Here is a 22,481-nt window from a genome sequence, read left to right on the forward strand (position 1 = left end):
CGTGTGCGCCACCCTACAGCGCCCCGGTGCCGAGCCAAAGGCACTGGAGCGACCGCCCGTTGCACTGTGGCGACCTCAGGCCCACAGGCTCATCCAGGTGGATGCCAGCAACAGCAGGGCCATGCCCCGATTGAATGCCTGCAGCGCCCGCGGCGAGCGCAGCCAGCGCGCCGAACCGGCCCCCAGCAGTGCCCAGGCGCCCAGGCACGGCAGGGCGATGAGGAAAAACACCAGGGACAGCCACAGCGCCCGCCACTGTCGGTCGGCCTCGGTACCGGCGAACACGCTGACCACCGCCAGGGCCATCATCCAGGTCTTGGGGTTCACCAGTTGCAACGCGGCGGCGCCGGCCAGCCCCAGGCGGCGCGGCTGCCCGGCACTGGCATCCAGGGCGCTGGCCGGGGCCTGCCAGATCTGCCAGGCCAGGTAGCTGAGCCACAGCAGCCCGAGCCACTGCATGGCCTGCTGCACCTTGGGCCTGCCGGCGAGCCAGTCGCCCAGGCCGGCGCCCACCAGCAGCACGATCCCGGCCGCGGCCAGCGCCGCGCCGAGGATGATCGGCGGCGCCGCCCGCAGGCCATGGCGGGCGCTGTTGTTCAGCACCAGGATATTGGTCGGCCCCGGGGTGATGGAGGCGACGAAGGCAAACAGCACAAAGGGCAGCAGGGTCGAGAGAGACAGGGGCATGGCGGGCAACTTTGGGAAGTGATCGGCAGTTGATCCTGGCCCAGTTGCTTTCAGGCGTCTGGAAGCTTTGTGCAGCGCTTGCGATACAGCGCCGGGCTCAGCCCGTAGGCACGCATGAACCAGCGCCCCAGGTGGCTCTGGTCGGCAAAGCCCAGGGCCGTGGCGACCTCGGCCGGCGCTGCGCCTCCGGCCAGCAGGCGGCGTGCCCGGCTCAGGCGCAGTTGCACCAGGTAGGCATGGGGTGGCAGGCCGAAGGCGGCCTTGAAGGCGCGGCTGAGGCGAAAGCGGTCGACCCCGCAGGCCTGGCTCAGGGCTTCCAGGCTCAGGTCCTGGGCCAGGTGCGCATGCAGGTAGTCCCGGGCCCGTTGCGCCACCAGCGGCAGGCGCGGGTCCTGGGTGTAGCGCCGGCGCCAGTGCAAGTGCCCGGTCAATTGTTCCAGCAACTGGTCCAGGGCGCTCTGGCGGACGATGCGCAACTCGCCATGGTGCAGGCTGTGAAAGGCCGCGCTGGTGGCGCTGGCCAGGCGCGGATCGCTGGCCAGGGTACTGCCGAATGCCAGTTGGGCATTGGCCGGCGCCTCGGCGAACAGCGCCCCCAGTTCGCGCTCCAGCCACTGCGGGTCGAGGTACAGCATGCGGTAGGTAAAGCCGCCCTCGGTGGGGGCCTCGCCGTCGTGGATTTCCCCCGGTTCCAGCAGGAACACCTTGCCCGGCGTGCTCTGGTGCCGGGCCCGGCGGCAGTTGAACTGCTGCACCCCTTGCTCGGTGACGCCCACCAGGTAGCTGTCGTGCCAGTGCGGGTCATAGGCGTGGCCGGTGAAGTGGGCCCGCAGGGTCTCGATGCCGGTGTCGGCATCCTGGGCCAGGTCGATCCAGTTGGGCGTGGTCATGGGGCGGTCCGTGGGGCGTGGCGGCAACCCTGGCAGTTAACGCCGGTGCCAGGGCTGGGGTCTAGAAGTTTTGTGCAGCCTCAACTGAACAGCCCGGCGGCGATATTGATCGAGAAACCGAGGATCGCGGTGTTGAACAGAAAGCCGATCAGCGACTGTGCGAGGACGATCTTGCGCAGCTCGCGGGTGGCCACGCCGACGTCCGAGGTTTGCACCGCCACGCCGATGGTGAAGGAGAAATACAGGAAGTCCCAGTAGTCCGGGTTGGTCGGGCCTTCGGCAAAGCGCAGCGCCGGTTCCTTGCCGTCCCAGGTGTAGTACAGGCGCGCGTAGTGCAGGCTGAAGATCACCCCCACCAGCAGCCACGAGCCGATCACCGTCAGCCCGGTGAAGCCGTAGTGGACCAGGCGCTGGGTGCTGTCCAGGTCCTTGCTGCCCACCAGCTCCAGGGTGATCGCCACCAGGCTGGCAATGGCCGCCACACAGACGATCAACAGCACCAGGCCGGCGTTTTCATCCTCGGCTTCGGCGATGCGCCTGACCTCATCGGCCCGGGCCCGAACGGTGAGCCAGAGCATCAGTGCCAGGTAGCTCCAGACAGCGGCGTTCCAGCCAATGAGGATCTTGCCGGTCAGGGTCTGGGCAGGAGCGAGCAGACCAATGGTGCAGCCGATCAGGACGCCGATGGTCAAGCGGGGGTGGGTGCGGATGACGACGGACATGGGCATTTTCGCGAGAGTGGAAGTGGCCAAACCTTAGCATGGTGCTTGGCTCCCGGGCCCGCCCAATGGCGAACGTGCACCCGCATCCCCGGCCGGCCTCGAACTCAGGCCGGCGGGGCAGGCTGCTATCAGAACTGGTAAGTGAAGGCTGTCTGAATACCGGTCACATCACTGCCACCTGGTTGCTGCGCCCAGAACACGCCCGTATGCACGGCGCTGTGTTCGTTCAGGGCATAGCTCACTCCCGTGCCGGCCCCCAGGCGAGCGTCGTGCTGTTTTCCGGCCTGGTAGGTGTAGCGCCCCAGGTACTCCATTTGGGCTTGAAAGGCATCGCGCTTGTTGCGCAGGTCCTGGGTCAGCTCCAGGTTGGCACTGAGCTCCAGCTGCCGGGTGAGCTTTTTGGCGCCCCGCACACCGAGGTTCAGGCTGGTGGTCGTGCGGCCCATTTTCGCGTAGCTGGCCGCAAACACCGCGCCGCTGTTTTCACGATAGCCCTGGCGGCTGACCTGAGTCTGGCTGAGGCCCAGATACGGCGTCAGGGTCATTGCATTGAGCATCACGCCGTAGGCGCCTTCGATGCTCAAGGACTTGCCGCGCAGGCTCGAACGTCCTTGGCCGGCCTCGGTGTAAGCCAGTTGTTCGCGTGTGATATCGACCTTGGAAGACACATAGGCTGCGGCCACACGGCCCTGCCAACCCAGCCCGTGGCCTGTTTCGTCAACGGCGGCGAAGAGGGCGACCGCCGGTGCTGCCGACCCTGCCTTGGCGTAGTTGTCCGGCAGTTGCCGATCGAGGTCCTGATCCAGGGTGACGCCAAGGCGCAGATGCTCGGTGGGACGAACCCCCAGGGTCAGGCTCATGCTGGTCTGCCCGGCCACGCCGTTGCGGCTGTAGCTTGGGCCCACACCGATACAGAACGAGCCACTGTCGATCTGGCATTCCTGGCTCATCAATCGAGCCAGTTGTTCGCTGCGCAAATCGAGCATCCCCCAGGCCCGATTGGCGTTCTTGGCCATGGCGGTGCGGGTGTTGTCCAGGTCGACAAGGTGGGAACCTGTTTCGGTGATTTTCCATAGCGCGGCGTGCGTGGCACCTTCGCCCGTAAGGCTGATACCCACGACAACATTGCCGTCAGCGGAGACGCCGGTCGCCGATGACGTTCCACCACCCAGGGTGCCCAGGTCGACCATGCCGCTGGCATCGGTGTGCCGGAATGCATGGGGATCGCCAGTGGCCGTCGCAGCTGTACCCACGACGACGCGACCGTCGGCAGAAGCGCCATAAGCAAAGGAAGGGCCACCCCATGAGCCCAGGCCGACCATGCCGGTGGTGTCAGAGTGTTTGAACGCTTGAGTGTCGCCTGTAGCTGTCTGGGCCGTTCCCACGACAACATGGCCGTCAGCGGAGATGCCGAATGCCAGTGAGGTCTGCCCTCCCAGGGTGCCCAGATCGATCATGCCGCTCGCGTCGGTGTGCTTGAAGGCGTGTTTCAGGCCTGTGCTGGAGTCGATATTCGCGTATCCCACGACGATGCTGCCGTTCGCGGACACGGCGGTGGCAAAGGAGACGCCGCTGTTGTCCGCCTTCAGGGTGCCCAGATCGATCATGCCCTTCGCGTCGGTGTGTTTGAACGCACGATAGTAGCTATTGGTTGCAGACGAATAGCCTACGACAACCGCGCCGTCAGCCGATACGCCTGTCGCCTCTGACATCCCCTCTCCACTCAACGTGCCCAGGTCGACCATGCCGGTTGCATCGGTGTGCTTGAAGGCGTGAGTGTGGTTACTGGAGAGGGCGGCGAACCCCACGACCACCTTGCCGTCAGCGGATACGGCCTTGGCATGGGATTGATTGCCACCCAGTGTGCCCAGATTGACCATGCCGGTCGCATCGCTGTACTTGAACGCATATTGATTGCCGCTCGTGAACTCAGTGCCGACGATGAAACGGCCGTCAGCCGATACACCGTAGGCGACGGAGTCATCAACGCCTAAAGAACTCAGGTCGATAGTAATGTCGGCACAGGACTGTGCTGAATAAATCATTCCATAGATCAGTGTTAGTGCGGCTGTTGCAAAAGGCGATTTCAATGTAATGAACCTGGCGATAAAGTAAATGATTACAGCGGCCTGAGTAATGGAATTTTTTTATGGGCGAACAGGCTACTGCCGAGGTAAAGGCTTGGTTTACGCAGCGATGAGGGTGTGACGCCCGGATGGCTTGGGGTTTAGGGCCGGGCGGGGCGCGATGGCGTGAGTCGAAGTTGTCTTGCTTACATGCGGGTAGTAACTGGGCGTTTAACTAATTGCTGTATTGGATATGAATTTGATGTGTCGGGTTAGTTTAGTTATTAGTTGCGGATGAAGTCTTTAGGAAGATTCTGAAAGCCTGTTGTTTCGGCAGCTCAATCTATTTGAGGCTGCCGATGCGCGCATCTTGTGAAGGTTATTGTTTGGCCATGACTGCCAGGAATAACTCTGATGCTAGCCGCTCCTGCAACCACTCCTGCAAGGAGCGATAAGGCGTCTGGGCAAACCACTCCCGGTCCACATGGGCAAACTGGCGAACAAACGGCAGCAGCGCCATGTCCGCCAGGCTCGGATGCTCCGCCAGCAGATAGCGGCGCTGCTGCAACAGGCTATCGAGGCGCGCCAGAAACGCCTCGCCCTGGGCCCGGTAGTGCTCCATGGGCGCCTCGGGGTAGCGCTCGGCGTACTTGTAGCGATTGAGGTGCACCTTGAACACCTGGTCATTCTCGGCAATCAGTGCCGCCATCTGCGCCTGGGCCGTCGGGTCCGCCGTGAGCCGCCAATCCTCGGGGTCATGCTGGGCCAGGGCCCAGTGCATGATCTCCAGGCTTTCATCGATCACCCGATCCTCCAGTGCCAGCACCGGCACCGTGCCCTTGGCCGACAGCGCAAGCATCTCGGCCGGCTTGGCCTTGAGGCTGACTTCGACAATCCGCATTGGCACCCCGGCATAGCGCAGGGCCAGCCGCGCACGCATGGCGTAGGGGCAGCGGCGGAAGGAGTAGAGGGTCGCCCCCGGCGTTTGCAGCGTGCTCATTTCACCTCCAGGGTGCTCAGGCCATTGCCCTGGCGGCTGACCTTGATCTGTACCGGAATCCGTTCGTGCATTTCCTGTACGTGGGAGATCACCGCCACCTTGCGGCCCTGGGCCTGCAGGCCGTCGAGGGCATCCATGGCCAGTTGCAGGGACTCGGGGTCGAGGCTGCCGAAGCCTTCGTCGATGAACAGCGATTCGATCTTCAGGGTGCTGGAAGCCATGGAGGCCAGCCCCAGGGCCAGGGCCAGGGACACCAGGAAGGTTTCGCCGCCGGACAGCGAGTGCACCGAGCGCAGTTCGTCGCCCATTTCGGTGTCCAGCACCAGCAGGCCGAGCATGCTGCCACCGCGCTTGAGGCGGTAGCGGCGCACCAGTTGGCGCAGTTGGGCATTGGCGTGGTGCACCAGCAGGTCGAGGTTGTAGGCCTGGGCGATCTTGCGGAACTTGTCGCCTTCGGCCGAGCCGATCAGGGCGCTGAGCCGGGCCCAGCGCTGCCACTGGGCGTAGGCCTGTTCAAGGCGTTGGTTGAGGGCCTGGTTGGCGGCCTGGCGGCGCTGGTCCTCGCTTTGCCGTGCACGCAGGTCCGCCACCTGTTGTTCGCTGGCCTGGGCCTGTTGCTGCAGCTGTTCCAGGGCCTGGGCCAGTTGTTCGGTCTCCAGGTTGCCGTTGTGCTGGGCCTGATGCTGTTCCAGGCGCTGCTGGCGTTCCTGCAGCAGGACCTTGGCCTGCTCGATGGCCTTGTCGTTGTCTTGCAGGCGCTGGCGCAGTTGCTGCACCTGTTCTTCGTCCAGCTCCAGCAGCTGTTGCAGGCCGGCGTCATCCAGTTCCGGGTGCCCGGCGCGCCACTGCTCGATGCTGGCGGCCAGTTGCTGTTGTTCGCTTTCCAGGGCTTGCAGGCGTTCTTCCCGGGCCTTGAGCTCGGCGCCCAACTCGATCGCTTGCTGGTGCAGCGCCTGCTGCTGTTGCTGGGCCAGGGCCTGGGCGCTGCGAGCCTGGTCCACGGTTTGCTCCAGATGCTGCTGCCAGTGCTCGGCGCTGGGCTGCTGGCCCAGCAGTTCGGCGAGCCTGTGCTGGCAGGCCTGTTGCTGCTGGTGCAGGGTGTCGAACTGCTGTTGGGCCTCGGCCAGTTGTTGCTGGCGGGTCAACTGGCGGTCCTGTTCCTTTTCCAGGGTCAGCTGGCGCTGTTGCTGTTCTTCGGCCTCTTCCTGCTGCTCGCGCAGTTGCTCGATGCGTTGCAGCACCTGCTGGTCGAGCTGCATGAAAGTGCTGGCCGGGTCGCGGCGCAGGCCGTCGAGGACCTCCGCCGGCAGCAAGTGGCTGAAGCTGGCCAGTTCCTCGTCCAGGCGCTGGCGGTCGGCGCTCAGTTGCTGCTGTTGCTTGTCCAGGTGCTGGGCGGCCTGCTGGCTGGCGTCGATTGCCGCCTGCAGCTGGTTTTGCAGGCGCGCGGCATCTTTTTGCAGGGTCAGCAGGGCGCCCTGGCGGTTTTCGTCCTGGGTGATGCTCTGCTGCAGCTGGTCGAGTTGCTGTTGCAGCCAGGCGTCGCGCTTGGGCGGGTCCTGGTCCAGGAGGCTGGCGCTCAAGGGGTGGGCTTGCAGGCTTGGGGCCAGGGCCTGCATCTGGCTCGCCAGCTGTTCCTGCTGCTGGAGGAATTCCTTCTGCTGGGCGATCAGCCCCTGGACCTGGGCCCGCAGTTCGTTGAGCTGTTCCTTGAGGCTGTCCACCGTCTTGCGGGCGCTGGCTTCCTCGTTCTCGTCGTGGCGCCCGAGGCTCTGCAGCAAGGCTTCAGGCTGGTGGTAGGGGTGCTCGACGCTGCCGCACACCGGGCACGGCTGGTCGCTCTGCAATTGGGCGCGCAATTCCTCGACGCTGGCGCTGCGGGCCAGCCGCTGGCGCTCCAGCAGGGCCTGGGTGACGCTCAGGGTCTGCTCGGCCACCACCAGCTCGGCCTTGGCCTGCAGGCCGACCTTGTTCAGCTCCTCGCGCTGGGCGGCCACCGCCTGCTGCCTGTCCTGCAGGGCCTGGCCGCGCTGGTCCAGTTCGCGTTGCTGGGCCCAGAGCCGGGCCAGCTCTTCGACGGCGCGCTGCTGCTTGCGGTTGTCCTGGAGCAGGGTGCCGAGCAACTGGATCTGCTCGGCCACCGCCTGGGGCTCGGCCCCGGCTTCGCTGTAGAGCAGTTCGAGCTGCGTGCGTTGCTCGCTCAGTTGCTGGGCGGCGCTGCTGGCGCGCTGTTCCAGGGCCGGCAGTTCGGCCTGGCCCTGGTGCAGGCGATTGCCGATCAGCATCAGCTGTTGCAGGCGTTCGCGGTAGGCGTTCCAGGCGTCGCTCAAGGGGGCGAGGGCGACGCTGTGGGCCAGTTGCCCGGCGATCCGCTCCAGGCGTTCGCCCACCAGGCGCTGTTTTTCCAGCAGTTGCTGGATGCCTTGCTGGCCCTCGGTGCTGGCCTGCTCGGCGCGGCTGCGTTGGGCCTCGGCCTGGGCCAGGCTCTGCCCCAGGCGCTCCAGGTTGGCCTGTTCGGCAAAGGCTTCGCGCAGCAACGGGGCGCTGGTGCTGTGCTGTTCCTGGGCCTGGGACAGGGCCGTGCCGGCGTCCTGCAGTTGCTGTTGCAGGCGTTCCTGCTGTTGTTGCAGGGCGCCTTGCTGTTCGACCTGCTGCTGGATCTGCTGGCGCAACGGCAGCAGGCTGGCGCCCAGCTCTGCCTGGCGCAGGAACTGGTGCCGCTGCGGCGCCAGTTGCTCCAGGCGTTGCAGGCGCAGGCGCTCCGGGGCCAGGGCCTGGGCGTCCTGTTCGGCCGCTTGCAGTTGTTCGGCGGCGCTCTGCCGGGCTTCCTGCCATTGGCGCAGTTCCTTGAGCCAGACGTGCTGGGCTTCCAACTGCCTGAGCTGGGCCTGTTGCTCCTTGAGCTGTTGCTGGGCCTGGCTCAACTGCTGTTCAAGCTCGGCCCGCGCCTCGGGCTCCAGCGGGCTGATGCCGCTGGCCTGGGCCTTGAGCTCCTTGTGGGCGTCTTCGGCCTCCTTGCTCTTGCTGTAGGCGCGGCGCCCCAACTGGCTGTAGACCGCAGTGTTGGTGAGCTTTTCCAGCAGCTCGCTGCGTTCCTTGTCGTCGGCCTTGAGAAAGGCGCTGAACTCGCTCTGGGCCAGCATCACCGCCCGGGTGAACTGTTCGAAGTTGAGCCCCAGGCGGGCCTCGATCAGTTGCTTGTATTCGCTCTTGCTCTGGTTGCTCAGCAGCTGTTCGCTGTCAAGGTCGGTGAGGTTCTGCCGGCTGCCTTGCAGCTTGCCGGTGGCTTTGTCGCGGGCGCGGTTGGTTTCCCAGCGGGCGCGGTAGCGACGGCCGTCGATGCCGACAAAATCCACCTCGGCATAGCCGCTGCCGGTGCCGCGGCGCAGCAGGGTGCGCGGGTCGCTGGTGAGGATCTCGCTGTCGACCTCGGGGACCTTGGTCTCGCGGCCGATATTGTTCAGCCGCGGCACCGCGCCGAACAGCGCCAGGCACAGGGCATCCAGCAGGGTGCTCTTGCCGGCGCCGGTGGGCCCGGTAATGGCGAACAGCCCGGCGCTGGCCAGGGGCTCGGCGGTGAAGTCGATCTCGAAGGGGCCGGCCAGGGAGGCCAGGTTCTTCAGGCGGATGGCCAGGATCTTCATGGCTGTTCACCTTCTTGCTGGACGTCCTGCAACAGCAGGGCGAAATCCTTGAGGGTGGCTTCGTCCACCTCGTTGGCGTAAGCGTCGCGCCAGGCGCGGCGGAACAGCTCTTCGGGGGTCAGCTGGTCCAGCTCGATCAGCTCGGCACTGGCCTCTTCACCGTCACCTGCGCCCTTGCCGGCGTATTCGGCGGCGATCCGCACCAGGCGCACGGCCTTGCCTTGCAGGGCGCTTTCCACTTGCTGGCGCAGGTCCGGCTGGGGCTCGTCCAGGCGCACCCGCACTTCCAGCCAGGGCTGGCGCTGCTCCTCGGCCAACAGGTCGATGTCCGGCAGCTCGCCGAGCTGGGTCAGGAGTTCCCCCAGGGGCGCCGGGCCCAGGCGTTGCAGGTTCACCGCGCGGGGAATCAGCCGCGGTTCGACGCTGACCAGGGTCTCGCCGTCCAGGCGCACGTCGAGGATCTGGTGCTGGTAGCCGATCTCGGAAAACGACAGCGGGATCGGCGAGCCGCTGTAGCGGATGCGCTCCTCGCCGTTGACCTTCTGCGGCTTGTGCAGGTGGCCCAGGGCCACGTAGCTGATGTCCGGGCCGAACAGGCTGGCGGGCAGGGCCTCGGCGTTGCCGATGATCAGGCTGCGTTCGGAATCTTCCGAGACCGAGCCGCCGGCCATGTGCGCATGGCTGACGGCGACCAGGGCCTGGCCCGGCTGGCGCTTGGCGTTGGCCGCAGCGATCAGCCATTCGTGGACCTGGGCAATGCCCTTGAGGTAGTCGTCGCCCAGCTGGCGGCCGGTGACTTCCGCCGGCCGCAGGAACGGCAGGGCCAGGCACCAGGCGGCGACCTGGCCGCTGGCGTCGGGCAGCGGCAGCAGCAGGCGCTCGGCGTCCAACTGGCCGTCGTCCAGCCACAGCACCCGGCCCAGGGCGTGGGTGCGCAGGCGGCGCATCAAGGGCGCCGGCAGCTCGATGCGCGAGCCGGAGTCGTGATTGCCGGCGATCATCACGACGGTCAGGGCCGGCTGCTGCTCGTGGGCGCTGACGATGAAGTCGTAGAGCCGCTCCTGGGCGCTGACCGGCGGGTTGACGGTGTCGAAGATATCGCCGGCGATCAGCAGCACATCGGGCTGTTCGTGCTTGAGCTGGCGCAGCAGCCACTCCAGGAAACAGGCGTGTTCGAAGTCGCGTTCCTGGCCGTGGAGGTTCTGGCCCAGGTGCCAGTCGGAGGTGTGAAACAGACGCAAGGCAGGCTCCGCATGCAAAAGGCTTGGCCGCACATAAGGGTGACCGCGGCGAAAGGGCAGAGAGTTTACTGGCAAATGCGTGTTCATGCCCGAGCCGTGGCAAATGCCCCGGCGCTGCCAAGTGGGGCCGGCGTTCAGTGACGCGGTACGGCAGTGCCCTGGCCGGCGCGCACTTCGCTGGCGGTGCAGCCGAACTGCTGGCGAAAGTGCCGGGCGAACTGGGCCTGGTCGGCAAACCCCCAGCGCGCGGCCAGCTCGCCGATCGACAGGCGGCAGTGGGCGTCGCGCAGTTGGCGGTGCACGGCGCAAAGGCGCTGCTGACGAATCCATTCGCCCAGGCTGAAGGGGCTGTCGGCAAAGAGCTTGTGCAGATAGCGCAGGGAAATGCCACAGGCGCTGGCGATCTGCCTGGGGTTGAGCTCCGCCGAGCCCAGGTGCTGCTCCACGTAGCTTTCGATGCGTTGCAGGTGCAGGGCGGCGAGGCTGGAGCTTTCACTGCTGAGCACCCGTTCGTCCTGGCGCAGGGTCAGCAGCAGGGTCGCCAGGGCCTGTTCCAGCAGCATATGCCGCGCCGCCGGGGCGCATTCGTCGAAGCGCGCGGCGCACATGGCCAACTGGTCGGCGAAGATCCGCCCCAGGCCGCGCCGGGCATCGAAACAGAAACGGGTGTAGCGCTCGGCGCCGCGCAACTGGCCGTGCAGGGCCTGCTCCGGCAGCTTGAACACCCAGAGATCGTTGTCGCTGGCGTAGCGGAAGCGGTAGGGCGCATCGCCCCGCTCGAAGATGAAGCTGCCGGGGCGGCAATGCAGCTCGCGGCCGTCCTGTTCGAACAGCACCTCGTGGCGCCGGGGAATGGTCACCAGGTAGCAGGCCTGGGTGTCGTTGCTGACCTGGGCCTTGCTCCGGGAATAGCCCAGGCGGCTGGAACGCAGGCGCGACAGGGCCAGGGCACTGCTGGGGGTTTCCCAGATCCGCAGGTTGCCCTGGAAGGGGCGGTCGCTGCTGAATTCAAGGGACAGGGGAAAGTAGGCGTTGCCAATGGCTTCGGCCCAGCGGGGCTGGCATTGGTGCTCGGGCCAGTAACGGGTGGAAAGCTGCTGAACCATCATCACTCCTGCTTTCTTGTGTTTTTTAGTCAGGACAGCACCGGGTGGTCAGCCACGGTGCCGGTGATCTTTGGGCAAAAGCGCGGGTCGGTCAATCGGCAGGCGTCAGTCGGTAGCAGGCCGAGGGCGCGAGCGTCGCCTGCCAGCCCGGCGGCACCACGATGTTGGTGGTGGCTTCCTCGATCACGCAGGGGCCGGTGAGGGTCTGCCCGGCCTGCAGCTGTTCGCCCTGGTAGACCGGCGTCGGTTGCCAGCCGCCGGCTTCGTCGAACAGCATCGAGCGCTGTTCCCGAGGCGTTGCCGGTACCTGCTGCTCGGGGATCGGCAACTCCGGCATCGGTGGGTGCTGCAGCCTGGCGATCACCGAGCATTCAAGGTTCACCAGCTCGATCGGGCTCTGCGGCTCGCTGTAGGAGAACAGCGCCTTGTGCCGGCTGTGGAAGGCCTCGCGCAGGGCGCCGAGGCCGGCCGGGTCCAGCTCGTTGCTGGCCAGCTCGACGCTGCATTCGTGGATCTGCCCCAGGTAGCGGATTTCCAGGTGGTACTGGGTATCGACCCGGTTGCCGTTGCTGAAGCCGTCCTGGCGCAGGTTCTCCAGGCCCTGTTCGCGCAGCCGGGCCAGGGTCCGGTTGAGCAGCGCCAGGTCCACGTGCTGGTCGTCCAGGCGCATGGGCAGGGTGGTCAGCTGGTCGTAGCGGATGTCCGAGAGGATCTGCCCGAAGGCGCACAGCCCCGAGGCCACCTTGGGAATCAGCACCACCTGGCTGCCGATTTCCTCGGCCAGGCGGATCACGTGCATGCCCGCCGCGCCGCCGGCGCCGATCAGGGCGAACTGGCGGGGATCGTAGCCGCGCTCCACCGATACCCGGCGGATGCCGCTGACCATGTTCAGGTTGACCAGGGTGATGATTCCCAGCGCCGCGCGCTCGATGCTGATGCCCAGGGGCTCGGCGATCCGGCTGGCGATGGCCTGCAGCGCCGCCTGGCGTGACAGGCGGATGCTGCCGCCGAGCAAGGCGCCGTCCGCCAGGTAGCCCAGCGCCAGGTTGGCGTCGGTCACCGTTGGCTCGCTGCCGCCCTTGCCGTAGCACACCGGCCCGGGGTTGGCTCCGGCGCTGCGCGGGCCGACCTGGAGCATGCCGAAGGGGTCCAGGTGGGCGATGGAGCCGCCACCGGCGCCGAGGGTTTCCACCTGGATCATCGGCACGCCGATGCGGTAGCGCAGAAAGTCGCTGTCCTTGCTGAAGTTGGTGCGCCCACCCTGGCTCAGGGTGATGTCGAAGGAGGTGCCGCCCATGTCCACGGTGATCACGTTGTCGATGCCGAATGGCCGGGCCACGCACAGCCCGGCCTGGGGCGCCGAGGCCGGGCCGGAATTGATCGCATTGACCGCCCGGGTGCTCATGATCGCGCCGGGGGCCAGGCCGCCGTTGGACTGGAAGTAGCGGGTCGGCTGCTGTGCCCCCAGTTCTTCGAACAGGCTGTCGATGCGCTCCACGTAGCGTTGCATCACCGGGCTCAGGTAGGCGTTGACCACGGTGCTGGAGGTACGGGTGTATTCACGGATCTGCGGGAACACTTCATTGCCGGTGCAGACGAAGACCCCGGGCAGGGCCGCGCGCACCAGCTGTGCGGCGCGCTGCTCGTGGGCCGGGTTGCGCACCGACCAGACAAAGGAGATGGCCACCGCCTGCACCTCCTGCTCGCGAAAGTACTCGATGGCCCGCAGGATCGCCGTTTCGTCCAGGGGCGCGTGCTCCTGGCCGTCGCTGCGCATGCGCCCGCCGATGGGCCGGCGTAGGTGGCGCGGCACCAGCATGTGGGCCTGGGGGTAGCTGGCGTCGTAGCGGTGGCCGTCTTCCTTGTGCCCCAGGCGGATTTCCAGGCTGTCTTCGTGGCCATCGGTACACAGCAGGCCGACCTTGGCCCCGGTCTTCTCGATCAGGGCGTTGAGGGCCACGGTGGTGCCGTTGATGCACAGGTCGCAGTCGCCAATGATCTGCGCCGGGCTGCGCCCCAGGGCGTCGGCCATCTGCGCCAGGCCGTTGCGGATGGCCAGGGTGCCGTCCTGCGGGGTCGAGGGGGCCTTGAACAGCTGCACGTTGCCGAGCTGGTCGGCGAGGATGAAATCGGTGAAGGTGCCGCCGGCGTCGATGCCCAGGCGATAGTGTTTGCTCATGGGGGGATGCTCCGTGGGTTCAGGGGCGGGCGCGCAGGGCGCGGGTGGCGTCGTGGTCCAGGCGCTGCTCGGCGTCGAACACCACGCCGTAGTCCAGGCGCGCGCCTTCGAGGGAGACCAGGCCATTGCGCAGGTCTTCGGCCACTCGCTCCAGGGGCCGCAGGAAGGGGTCGCCATAGCCGCCACCGCCGGGGTTGAGGTTGATCACCCGCTCTCCGGGTTGTGCGGTCAACTGGGCGTTGTGCTGGTAGGTGTGTTCCTGGCCGTCGGCACGGCGATGGGTCAGGCGCCCGAGCTTGGGCGCCAGCAGGCCGTTGCGCGCCCCCGCGGCGCCGGCGGTGGGCAGTTGCCGGCCCTCGCCGAAACCCACCACGGTCATCGGGTGCTGCAAGGGTTCGATCTCGATGCAGGTGCCCGAGCCGCCGCGAAACTGCCCGGCGCCGCCGCTGTCGGTGATCAGGCTGTAGCGGTGGATGAGGATCGGGTAGGCGTATTCCAGCAGTTCGATGTCGCCGGACATCAGCGCGCCGAAGCAGCACAACGGGCCGCAGGCCGGCCAGCCGTCCATGGCCTGGTTGGCCCCGGCCCCGGAGATGATCGAGGCCAGGACCATGGTCACGTATTCGGCGTTGTCGTTGCGCGGGTCGTGGCCGGCGATGTTGATCCCGCTGGCATGGCCCCAGGACGCGGTGACCCGTTCCGGCGCGGCCTGCTCCAGGGCCTGGCGCACCGCGTCGGCGAGGGTTTCCATGGGGGTGGTGGTGCTGTTGACGTGGGGCGCGGGTTCGCTGGCGTTGCACAGGGTTCCGGGCTCCCCCAGGTCGACGCTGATGCAGCGGTACAGGCCCTCGTTATAGGGCGGCGGCACCTGGGCGAACATCATCAGCCCCAGGTACACCCCGGACACCGAGTTGCCGGCGTAGGAATTGATGAAGTAGGGCACCTGGGGCGGGCTGTCGATGCGCACCCGGGCCTGATCGCCGCTGATCTGCACCTGGGCGGTGATGGTCAGCTGGCCCAGGCCGTGGCCCGAATCCTCCAGCACCGCGCTGCCGTGGTAGAGGCCATCCGGCACCTCGCGCAGCAGGGCGCGCATGTGCCGGTCGGCCATGTCCTTGAGCTCGCCGATGCAGGCGCGCACCTGTTCCACGCCGTAGCGCTCCAGGAGTTGCAGCAGGTGCCGCTCGCCGACGCTGCAGGCGCCGTACTGGGCATTCAGGTCGCCTTCCTGGTAGACCCGGGCGCGCATGTTGGTCAGCAGCAGGTTGATCACATCCTCGCGGCGCTGGCCCCGGGACCAGAGCTTGACCGGCGGAATCCGCAGGCCCTCGGCATAGATCTCCCTGGCGTCCGGGTTGTAGCCGGCGGGCACCGGGCCGCCGATGTCGGTGAGGTGGCCCTTGCACACCGCCCAGAACACCAGCTCGCCCCGGTAGAACACCGGTTTGTACATGCAGCAGTCGAGGATATGGCTGCCCTGGTAGGCCGGGTCGTTGTGGTAGATCACGTCCCCTTCATGGATGTCGTCGCCGAAGAATCCGGCCACGCATTTCATCGCCGGGATCAGCGAGCCGAGGTGGATCGGGATGTCCTGGCCCTGGAGGACCATTTCCGGGAGGTGGTCGAACAAGGCATTGGAGTAGTCGTGGGCCAGGTTGAAGACGCTGGAGCGGCCGGTTTTCTCCAGGGTCAGGGTCATTTCACGCTGGGCGGTTTCCAGCGCCCCTCGCACCACGGCGAGGGTGATCGGATCTACTGTGCTCATGGCTCACCTGAGTTCTTGTTGTTCTCGGGGTGCGGCGCGACGGCTGTTGCGCCCACGGCCTTAAGCTACGCGCAGCCAGGCGCACCTGGCTTGTCGCCGGGTGCAGGGCTTTTTGCGTTCTGGTGCACTGTTGCCACTGCTGAATGTGGGGGGCACGCGCTGCAGGAGCTGGCTCGCCAGCGAACAGGCCCGCCCAGGCGCGGCATGGCTTACGGGGCTTTTCGCCGGCAAGCCGGCTCCTGCGCGGGAGGTCGCCGGCAAGCCGGCTCCTACGGGGGGCTGCGCGAAGCGCCGGCTACTTGGGGTACAGCGGCGGCAGGCTGGTGGTGTCCGCCACCGGGTCCTGGACCCGTTCGTCGATCGGGATGGCGCGTATCGCTCGCCACAATTCCTCGCCCTGCCAGTACTGGCCGGTCTCGCTGTAGAGCGCGCCGTTGAGGCCGTCCAGGGCGTCGGACAGCGGCACGAAGCGCGCGGCCATTTCGGCCAGGGTTTCGGGCTGTTGCCGGGCCCAGGCGTCCAGGGCCTGGCGGGTGGCCTGGGGGTCGTTGGCCTGGCAGGCACGCTTGAGGTCGTCCAGCAGCGAGCGCGGGCTGGGGCCGGTCTGGGTGGCGCGCAGCACCGCCGGCTGCCAGCGGGCGCGCCACCACAGGCCGAAGCCCAGCAGGGTGGTGCAAGCCAGCAGCAGGGTGCTCAGTTGCCACAGCCACAGGTTGCCGCTGTCGGGCCCGGCCGGGGCGTTGCCTGCCGGGGTGTCCACCACCAGGCTCGGGTTGTTCGCCACCTGCAGGGCCCGCGACGGCAGGCTGGTGCTTTCCAGGCGGTCTTCGACGGTGTTCCACCAGGTCACTTCAATGGCGGGCAGTTCGACGTTGCCGGGGCGGGTGGGCACCAGCGCCTGGCGGTCTTCGCGAATGCCCAGAAGGCCCTGTTCAACGTGCTGGTTGCTCAACTGCGGCTGGTCCGGGTAGCTGCGCAGGCCATTGACGTCGGCCAGGGGCAGCGGCGGCAGCTGGGCGCTGAACAGGCCTTCGGCGCGCAGGGTCAGGCTGCGGGTCAGGGAGTCTCCGACCTGAGGGTGCTCGGGCTCCGGGTTCCAGCTTTCGCTCAGGCTCAGGCTGCGGGCCGGCAGCCAGGGCGCGTCGGCCGGGTAGGTGGCGGGCTTGGCCTTGACCTGCAGGCTGATGTCACTGGAGCTGACGTGGATCAGCTTGCCGGCCCGGGGCGTCTGCGAGCTGGTTTCCTGGCCCGGGTCCGGGTTGGCCAGGGTGGCGCTGAAGGTCAGCGCGGGAATCTGCAACGGCCCGCTGCGCTGGGGATAGAGCGCGTAGCGCATCTCGATCACCCCGTGGCGCACGCCATTGATGAGCTTTTCGTAGGTGCGCGGCTCGCCCAGCTGTTCCACCCGGGTGTCGCTCAGCAGCAGCGGGCTCAGGCTGCTGTCGTCGAACAGCGGCACCGAGTGGTAGATGTGCAGGGTCAGCAGGGCCTGGGCCTGGACATAGACGCTGGGCTGGTCGAGCTCGGCTTCGATGAACACCGGTTCCAGGCGGGCGTTCTGGTCCTGGGCCGGGCTGGTGTTGACCTGCAGGCTCAGGGGCTGGCTCTGCAGGCTGCCCAGTTGCAGCGGGGCGATTTCCAGGGTGCCGGTATGGCGCGGCAGCAGGGTGACGATCCAGCGGGTACTGGCGTGGTTGTCCCCCAGGCCGTTGAGCTGGTTGACCTGGCGTGTGCCGCGCACCTCGAATTGTGCCTCCAGGGGCGCCAGGTCCGGCTTGCCGAACTGGGTGACATCGGTGGACTCCAGGGTCAGCTCGACGGTTTCCCCGGAATTGACCTGGCTGCGGTCCAGGCTGGCGAGCAGGCCGGCAGCCTGGGACTGGCCAGTGCAGAACGCGAGGGCAAGCAGTAGGGCGGTGCAGCGGGTCATCGAGTTTTTCCCTGATCCTGATGTTGTTGCTGTTCGTACCAGAATTTGCGCCTGAGCAATTCACCCGGGTCGTCGGGGATCTTGCGCAGCCATTGTTCCAGCGCCTGCTGGTGTTCAGCGTCCAGGCTGTCCTCCACCGGGCGCAGCGGGGTGGTGGTGTGCTGGTCGTCCAGCTCGCTGCCGGGCACTTCGCTGTGGCCGGCGGCCTGTGGATCCGGCGGCGGCGTGTCGCCTTCGTTGGCCGGCGCCTGTGCCGGGTCCTGCGGGCCATTGCTGCCCGGTGGTGGCTGGGTGGCTGCACCGCTGGGGCCCGGGCGGGTGTCGTCGCCTTCGGGGGTGTCCGGCTTCTTCGCCGGTGGCGGTGTTTGCGTCTGGGCCTGTTGCTGTTGCAGCAGGCTTTCCACCAGGGCCTTGTTCTGCAATGCCGGTTGCAGGTCCGGCTGGCGTTCCAGGGCCTGCTCGTAGGCGTCGATGGCGGCTTCCAGCTCGCCGCTGCGGGCCAGGGCGTTACCGCGATTGTAGTGGGCGCGGGCGTCGTTGCCCTCGGCGAAACGCTCGGCGGCGGCAGTGTAGTTGCCGGCTTCGTACAAGGCCACGCCTTGCCATTGCGGGTCCTGGAAATGCCGCGCGGCCTCCGCCGGGCGCTGCTGTTGCAGAAGCCGCTGGCCCTGCTGGTCGGGGCGCAGCCACAGGTCATTGAAGTCGAAGGCGTAGCTCGGTTGTGGCACGGCGAACAGCAGCAGGGGCAGGCAGAACAGCCAGCCCCGGCGCCCGGCGCAGGCGGCCAGCAGCAACAGCGGCAGCAGCAGCCAGTAGCCCTGGTCGGCCCAGGTATCCAGGCGCAGGGTCTGGCCGTCGCTGCGCAGGCCTTGCGGGCCGCCCAGCAGGCCCAGGCCGCGCAGGTCGCTGTCGTCCAGGCGCGCCTGGCGGTAGCGCCCGCCCACGTCGCCGATGAAGTGCTTGAGGTCCGGGCTGTCCAGGCGCGATACCAGGATCGCGCCCTGGTCGTCCTTGAGGTAGCTGCCGTCTTCCTGGGCCACCGGGGCACCGTCGCGGCTGCCGAAGCCGAGCATCAGCAACTGCGGGGCGTCGCCCTTGAGCGCCTGGCGGATGCCCTGGCGTTCCTCTTCGTTGAGGGAGGAGGCCATCAGTAGCACCCGGCCCTGGCCCAGGGCCCCCTGGTCCAGCAGCTTCAGGGCCTTGAGCAGGGCCAGGTCGGCGCGCTGGCCGGCCTGGGGCATGATCGACGGCTTGAGGGCGTCCAGCAGGTTGCGGCTGGTGGCCAGGTCATCGGACAGCGGCACCAGGGTGTGGGCGCTGCCGGCGTAGACCACGATGGCGGTCTGCGCGTCGCTGCGCAGTTGCAACAGGTCCAGCAGCTTGTGCCGGGCCTGCTCCAGGCGATCGGGCGGCACGTCGTTGGCGAGCATCTGCGGGGTCAGCTCCAGCAGCACCACCAGCGGGTCGGCGGGTTTCTGGCTGGTCTGTTCCACCCGCTGCCAGCTGGGGCCCAGCAGGGCCAGCACTGCCAGCAGCCAGGCCAGGCCCAGGGCCACCCAGGGCAGCTTGCTTTCGCGGCCATTGCCGCCGCTGAGCAGGGCGGCGTGAAAGGCCGGGGGCAGGATCATCTGCCAGCGCCCGGCGCGTTTCTGCCGGTGCCAGAGCTTCCACAGCAGCAGCGCCAGCAGGGGCAGCACCAGCAACCAGCCGGGGCGGAACCAATGGGGCCAGAGGCTGATCATCGACGCCTCCGCAAGCGCAGGCGCTTGAGCCGCTGGCGCCAGTCATGGGCAGGCAGCAGGAAGTTCGACTGGGTGAAGAAGCGTTGCAGCGGGTTCTGCGGCCAGCGCTCGCGCAGCACCAGCAGCACGCTGAGCAGCAACGCCGTGGCCAGGGGCCAGTGGTACAGGGCCTGGGCCGGGCGTGCCTGGGTCGGTTGCTGGGCCACCGGTTCCAGTTGGTCGAGGGTTTGCTTGATCGCTTGCAGCTCCTGGCCGTCCCGGGCGCGGAAATAGCGCCCGCCAGTGACTTGCGCCAGCTCCTTGAGGGCCGGTTCGTCCAGGTCCAGGCTCGGGTTGATGCCCAGCACGCCGAGGGTGGCGCTCTGTTCCGGGTCGGCGCCGATGCCGATGGGGTAGATCTTCACCCCTTCCTCGGCGGCCAGCCGGGCGGCGGTGATGGGGGCGATCTCGCCGCCGTTGTTGGCGCCGTCGGTGACCAGGATCAGCACCCGGCTCTGGGCCGGGCGCTGGCGCAGGCGCTTGAGGGCCAGGCCGATGGCATCGCCGATGGCGGTGTTCTTGCCGGCGATGCCGATCTTCGCTTCATCCAGCCAGACCCGCACCGTGTGCCGATCGAAGGTCAGGGGCGCCTGCAGGTAGGCCTTGCTGCCGAACAGGATCAGGCCCACCCGGTCGCCTTCGCGGTGTTCGAGAAAGTCCCCCAGCAGGTGCTTGACCAGGTTCAGGCGGCTGACGTCCTCGTCCTGCCATTGCATGTCGGGGAAATCCATGGAGCCGGAAACGTCCACCGCCACCAGCAGGTCGCGGCCGCTGGCGGCCACCGGCAAGGGGTCGCCCAGCCATTGCGGGCGCGCGGCGGCCAACAGCAGCAGGAGCCAGAGCAGGATGAAACGCACCTGCTGGCGCCAGGCCGGGAGGTGGGCGCGGGCCCGGCGCTTGGACAGGCCTTCCAGGTCACTGAGAAAACTGACTTTCAGCGCCGGCTCGCCGCTGTCGGCCACCGGCAGCACCAGGCGCAGCAGCCAGGGCAGCGGCAGCAGGACGAAGACCCAGGGCCAGGCGAACTCAAACATGCTTGCGAATCCAGGTGTCCACCGCCTGGGTCAGGCCGGCGATGGCTTTGTCGTCGAGCTTGCATTCGGGCTTGTAGGCGCCTTCCACCAGCACCATCCAGCGGGTCAGGCCGGCGGCCGGGCAACGGTTGTCGAGGAACGCCAGCCATTTGCGCCCGTTCAGGGTGTGGCTCTGGCTGTAGGGGTAATGGTTGCGGCACAGGCGCTTGAGCAGGGCATTCAAGGCCTGCAGCCAGGCGCCGGCGGGGGCACCGTCATAGGGCTTGGGCAGCAGCGCCAGTTCTGCCAGGGCGGCCAGGCGCACCGGGTCCAGGGGCTGCTCGCTGCGGGCGCGCACGGCCTTGCGCGGCCACAGGTGGCGCCAGTGCCAGAGGGCCAGGCCCAGCAGCGGCAGCAGGATCGCCAGCAGCCACCAGCCCGGGGCCGGTGGCCACAGGCTGACCGCCGGCGGGGGCAGCAGCGGTTGCAGTTGTTCCAGGCTGCTCATCGGCCGGCTCCGGGGCGCTGCGGGTTGAGGTACTCGCGCAGCTGCTCGACCATCTCGCTCTGGGTGCTCAGGGGCATCAGCAGCACCCGCAGCTTTTGCGCCAGGCGTTCCCAGCGGGCGATGCGCGCTTCGCTCATGGCGCGGTAGGCCTGGCGCAGGTCGTAGTTCAGGGTGTCCAGTTCCAGCTGGGCTCCGCGTTCGGCAAAGCGCAGCAGGCCGGCGGCGGGCAGGGCGTGGTCCAGCGGGTCGGAAAGGGGCATCAACAGCAGGTCGCAATGGCGCGACAGCAGGCTCAGTTGCTGCTCGGCGGCGTCGCTCAGGGCGCGTTCGTCGCAGATCACGATCACCAGGCTGCCGGGACGCAGGACTTCGCGCCCGCGCAGCAGCGCGGTGCCCAGGGCGTCGCGCTGGGGCCGGGCTTCGCTGTGCAGCGACTGGTTGACCCGCACCAGGCGGTTGAGCAGCTGCAACAGGCTCTGCTTGCTGCGCCGCGGCTTGATCTCGTAGTGCTCGTCGTCGCCGTAGACCAGCCCGCCGACCCGGTCGTTATGGCCCAGGGCGGCCCAGCCGATCAGGCTCGCGGCCTGGGCGGCGAGCACCGACTTGAACATCAGCCCGGAGCCGAAGAACAGCTGGCGGCTCTGTTCCACCATGATGAAGATCGGCCGCTCGCGCTCTTCGTGGAACAGCTTGGTGTGCGGTTCCTGGGTGCGCGCGGTAACCCGCCAGTCGATGGTGCGCACGTCGTCGCCGGCCTGGTAGACCCGCACCTGGTCGAAGTCCACGCCGCGCCCGCGCAGCTTGGAGTGGTGCAGGCCGATCAGCGGGCTGCGCTGGCTGGGGGTGGAGAACAGCTGCACCTCGCGCACGCGATGGCGCATCTCGATCAGCTCGCCGAGGGTGATGCGAATGCCGGGTTCGGCAACGGGCTGGGTCATGGGCTTCAGGCGACGGCAACGACGTCGAGGATGCGCTGTACCACACGGTCCTGGTCGATACCGGCCGCTTCAGCCTCGAAGGACAGGATGATGCGGTGGCGCAGTACGTCGAACAGCACGGCCTGGATGTCTTCGGGGCTGACGAAGTCGCGGCCGGCGAGCCAGGCGTGGGCCCGGGCGCAGCGGTCCAGGGCGATGGAACCGCGGGGGCTGGCGCCGTAGGCGATCCACTCGGCCATCTCCGGGTCGAACTTGGCCGGGGTGCGGGTGGCCATCACCAGTTGCACCAGGTATTCCTCCACCGCATCGGCCATGTACAGGCCGAGGATTTCCTTGCGTGCGGCGAAGATCGCCTGCTGGCTGACCCGGCGCTCGGGCTTGGTCTCGCCGTTCAGGGCTTCGCCGCGGGCCTGCTGGAGGATCCGCCGCTCCACGGCGGCGTCCGGGAAGCCGATCTTGACGTGCATCAGGAAGCGGTCGAGCTGGGCTTCGGGCAGCGGGTAGGTGCCTTCCTGCTCGATGGGGTTCTGGGTCGCCATCACCAGGAACAGCGGCGACAGTTCATAGGTGCTGCGCCCGACGCTGACCTGGCGCTCGGCCATGGCTTCGAGCAGGGCCGACTGGACCTTGGCCGGGGCGCGGTTGATTTCGTCCGCCAGCACCAGGTTGTGGAAGATCGGGCCTTGCTGGAACACGAAGCTGCCGGTTTCCGGGCGATAGATCTCGGTGCCGGTGATGTCGGCGGGCAGCAGGTCGGGGGTGAACTGGATCCGATGGAATTGCGCTTCAATGCCTTCGGCCAACTCCTTGATGGCCTTGGTCTTGGCCAGCCCCGGAGCGCCCTCGACCAGCATGTGGCCGTCGGCGAGCAGGGCGATGAGCAAGCGCTCGATGAGTTTTTCCTGGCCGAGAATCTGCGTTGAAAGAAAGGTTCGCAGCGCCAAAAGCGCTTCACGATGTTCCATCGGTGACTGTTCCTGGAGAGGGTGCGCCCCGGGCGTTGAGGGAACGTCG

The 22,481-nt window shown here is 67.5% G+C and carries 16 protein-coding genes; all 16 read right to left on the reverse strand.

The window, feature by feature from the left end:
* Positions 1-75 precede the first annotated feature (75 nt).
* Entirely contained in the window at positions 76-687 is a 612-nt protein-coding gene (locus AC07R1_RS03435; RefSeq protein ID WP_325985975.1) for a LysE family translocator, read from the reverse strand.
* A gap of 50 nt (positions 688-737) precedes the next feature.
* Positions 738-1,577, reverse strand: coding sequence for an AraC family ligand binding domain-containing protein (locus AC07R1_RS03440; RefSeq protein WP_495110126.1), 840 nt, complete (start codon positions 1,575-1,577; stop codon positions 738-740).
* 80 nt (positions 1,578-1,657) lie between these two features.
* Positions 1,658-2,299 carry a DUF1345 domain-containing protein gene (locus AC07R1_RS03445; RefSeq protein ID WP_495110127.1) on the reverse strand — a complete coding sequence of 214 codons (642 nt, stop codon included), beginning with the start codon at positions 2,297-2,299 and terminating at the stop codon, positions 1,658-1,660.
* A 128-nt stretch (positions 2,300-2,427) separates the two neighbouring features.
* Positions 2,428-4,389: an HAF repeat-containing protein gene (locus tag AC07R1_RS03450; RefSeq protein WP_495110128.1), complete on the reverse strand. Its 1,962-nt coding sequence runs from the start codon at positions 4,387-4,389 to the stop codon at positions 2,428-2,430.
* A gap of 355 nt (positions 4,390-4,744) precedes the next feature.
* Complete coding sequence (locus tag AC07R1_RS03455) at positions 4,745-5,365, reverse strand: glutathione S-transferase (protein WP_011061022.1); 621 nt, start codon at positions 5,363-5,365, stop codon at positions 4,745-4,747.
* On the reverse strand, positions 5,362-9,006 hold the full coding sequence (locus AC07R1_RS03460) for an AAA family ATPase (protein ID WP_495110129.1): 3,645 nt from the start codon (positions 9,004-9,006) through the stop codon (positions 5,362-5,364). The genes AC07R1_RS03455 and AC07R1_RS03460 overlap by 4 nt, the downstream gene beginning before the upstream one ends.
* A complete protein-coding gene (locus AC07R1_RS03465; RefSeq protein WP_011061024.1) occupies positions 9,003-10,247 on the reverse strand; it encodes an exonuclease SbcCD subunit D C-terminal domain-containing protein in 1,245 nt (414 codons plus the stop codon). The genes AC07R1_RS03460 and AC07R1_RS03465 overlap by 4 nt, the downstream gene beginning before the upstream one ends.
* A gap of 134 nt (positions 10,248-10,381) precedes the next feature.
* Complete coding sequence (locus AC07R1_RS03470) at positions 10,382-11,353, reverse strand: AraC-like ligand-binding domain-containing protein (RefSeq protein ID WP_011061025.1); 972 nt, start codon at positions 11,351-11,353, stop codon at positions 10,382-10,384.
* 91 nt (positions 11,354-11,444) lie between these two features.
* Entirely contained in the window at positions 11,445-13,532 is a 2,088-nt protein-coding gene (capA, locus tag AC07R1_RS03475; RefSeq protein ID WP_169891769.1) for a caprolactamase subunit alpha, read from the reverse strand.
* A gap of 19 nt (positions 13,533-13,551) precedes the next feature.
* Positions 13,552-15,297, reverse strand: a complete 1,746-nt coding sequence (capB, locus tag AC07R1_RS03480) for a caprolactamase subunit beta (RefSeq protein ID WP_011061027.1) — start codon at positions 15,295-15,297, stop codon at positions 13,552-13,554.
* 295 nt (positions 15,298-15,592) lie between these two features.
* A complete protein-coding gene (locus AC07R1_RS03485) occupies positions 15,593-17,227 on the reverse strand; it encodes a BatD family protein (protein ID WP_495110130.1) in 1,635 nt (544 codons plus the stop codon).
* On the reverse strand, positions 17,224-18,969 hold the full coding sequence (locus tag AC07R1_RS03490) for a tetratricopeptide repeat protein (protein ID WP_011061029.1): 1,746 nt from the start codon (positions 18,967-18,969) through the stop codon (positions 17,224-17,226). The genes AC07R1_RS03485 and AC07R1_RS03490 overlap by 4 nt, the downstream gene beginning before the upstream one ends.
* Entirely contained in the window at positions 18,966-20,042 is a 1,077-nt protein-coding gene (locus AC07R1_RS03495) for a vWA domain-containing protein (protein ID WP_011061030.1), read from the reverse strand. The genes AC07R1_RS03490 and AC07R1_RS03495 overlap by 4 nt, the downstream gene beginning before the upstream one ends.
* The gene (locus AC07R1_RS03500) at positions 20,035-20,529 is read right to left on the reverse strand and encodes a DUF4381 domain-containing protein (protein WP_011061031.1); all 495 of its coding nucleotides are present in this window, start codon (positions 20,527-20,529) and stop codon (positions 20,035-20,037) included. Before AC07R1_RS03500 ends, AC07R1_RS03495 begins: the two co-directional genes overlap by 8 nt.
* Entirely contained in the window at positions 20,526-21,467 is a 942-nt protein-coding gene (locus tag AC07R1_RS03505; protein WP_011061032.1) for a DUF58 domain-containing protein, read from the reverse strand. The genes AC07R1_RS03500 and AC07R1_RS03505 overlap by 4 nt, the downstream gene beginning before the upstream one ends.
* Before the next feature lie 5 nt (positions 21,468-21,472).
* Positions 21,473-22,432 carry an AAA family ATPase gene (locus tag AC07R1_RS03510; RefSeq protein ID WP_003218556.1) on the reverse strand — a complete coding sequence of 320 codons (960 nt, stop codon included), beginning with the start codon at positions 22,430-22,432 and terminating at the stop codon, positions 21,473-21,475.
* Positions 22,433-22,481 lie beyond the last annotated feature (49 nt).

The organism is Pseudomonas sp. GW821-FHT07F01 (genome assembly GCF_059418825.1).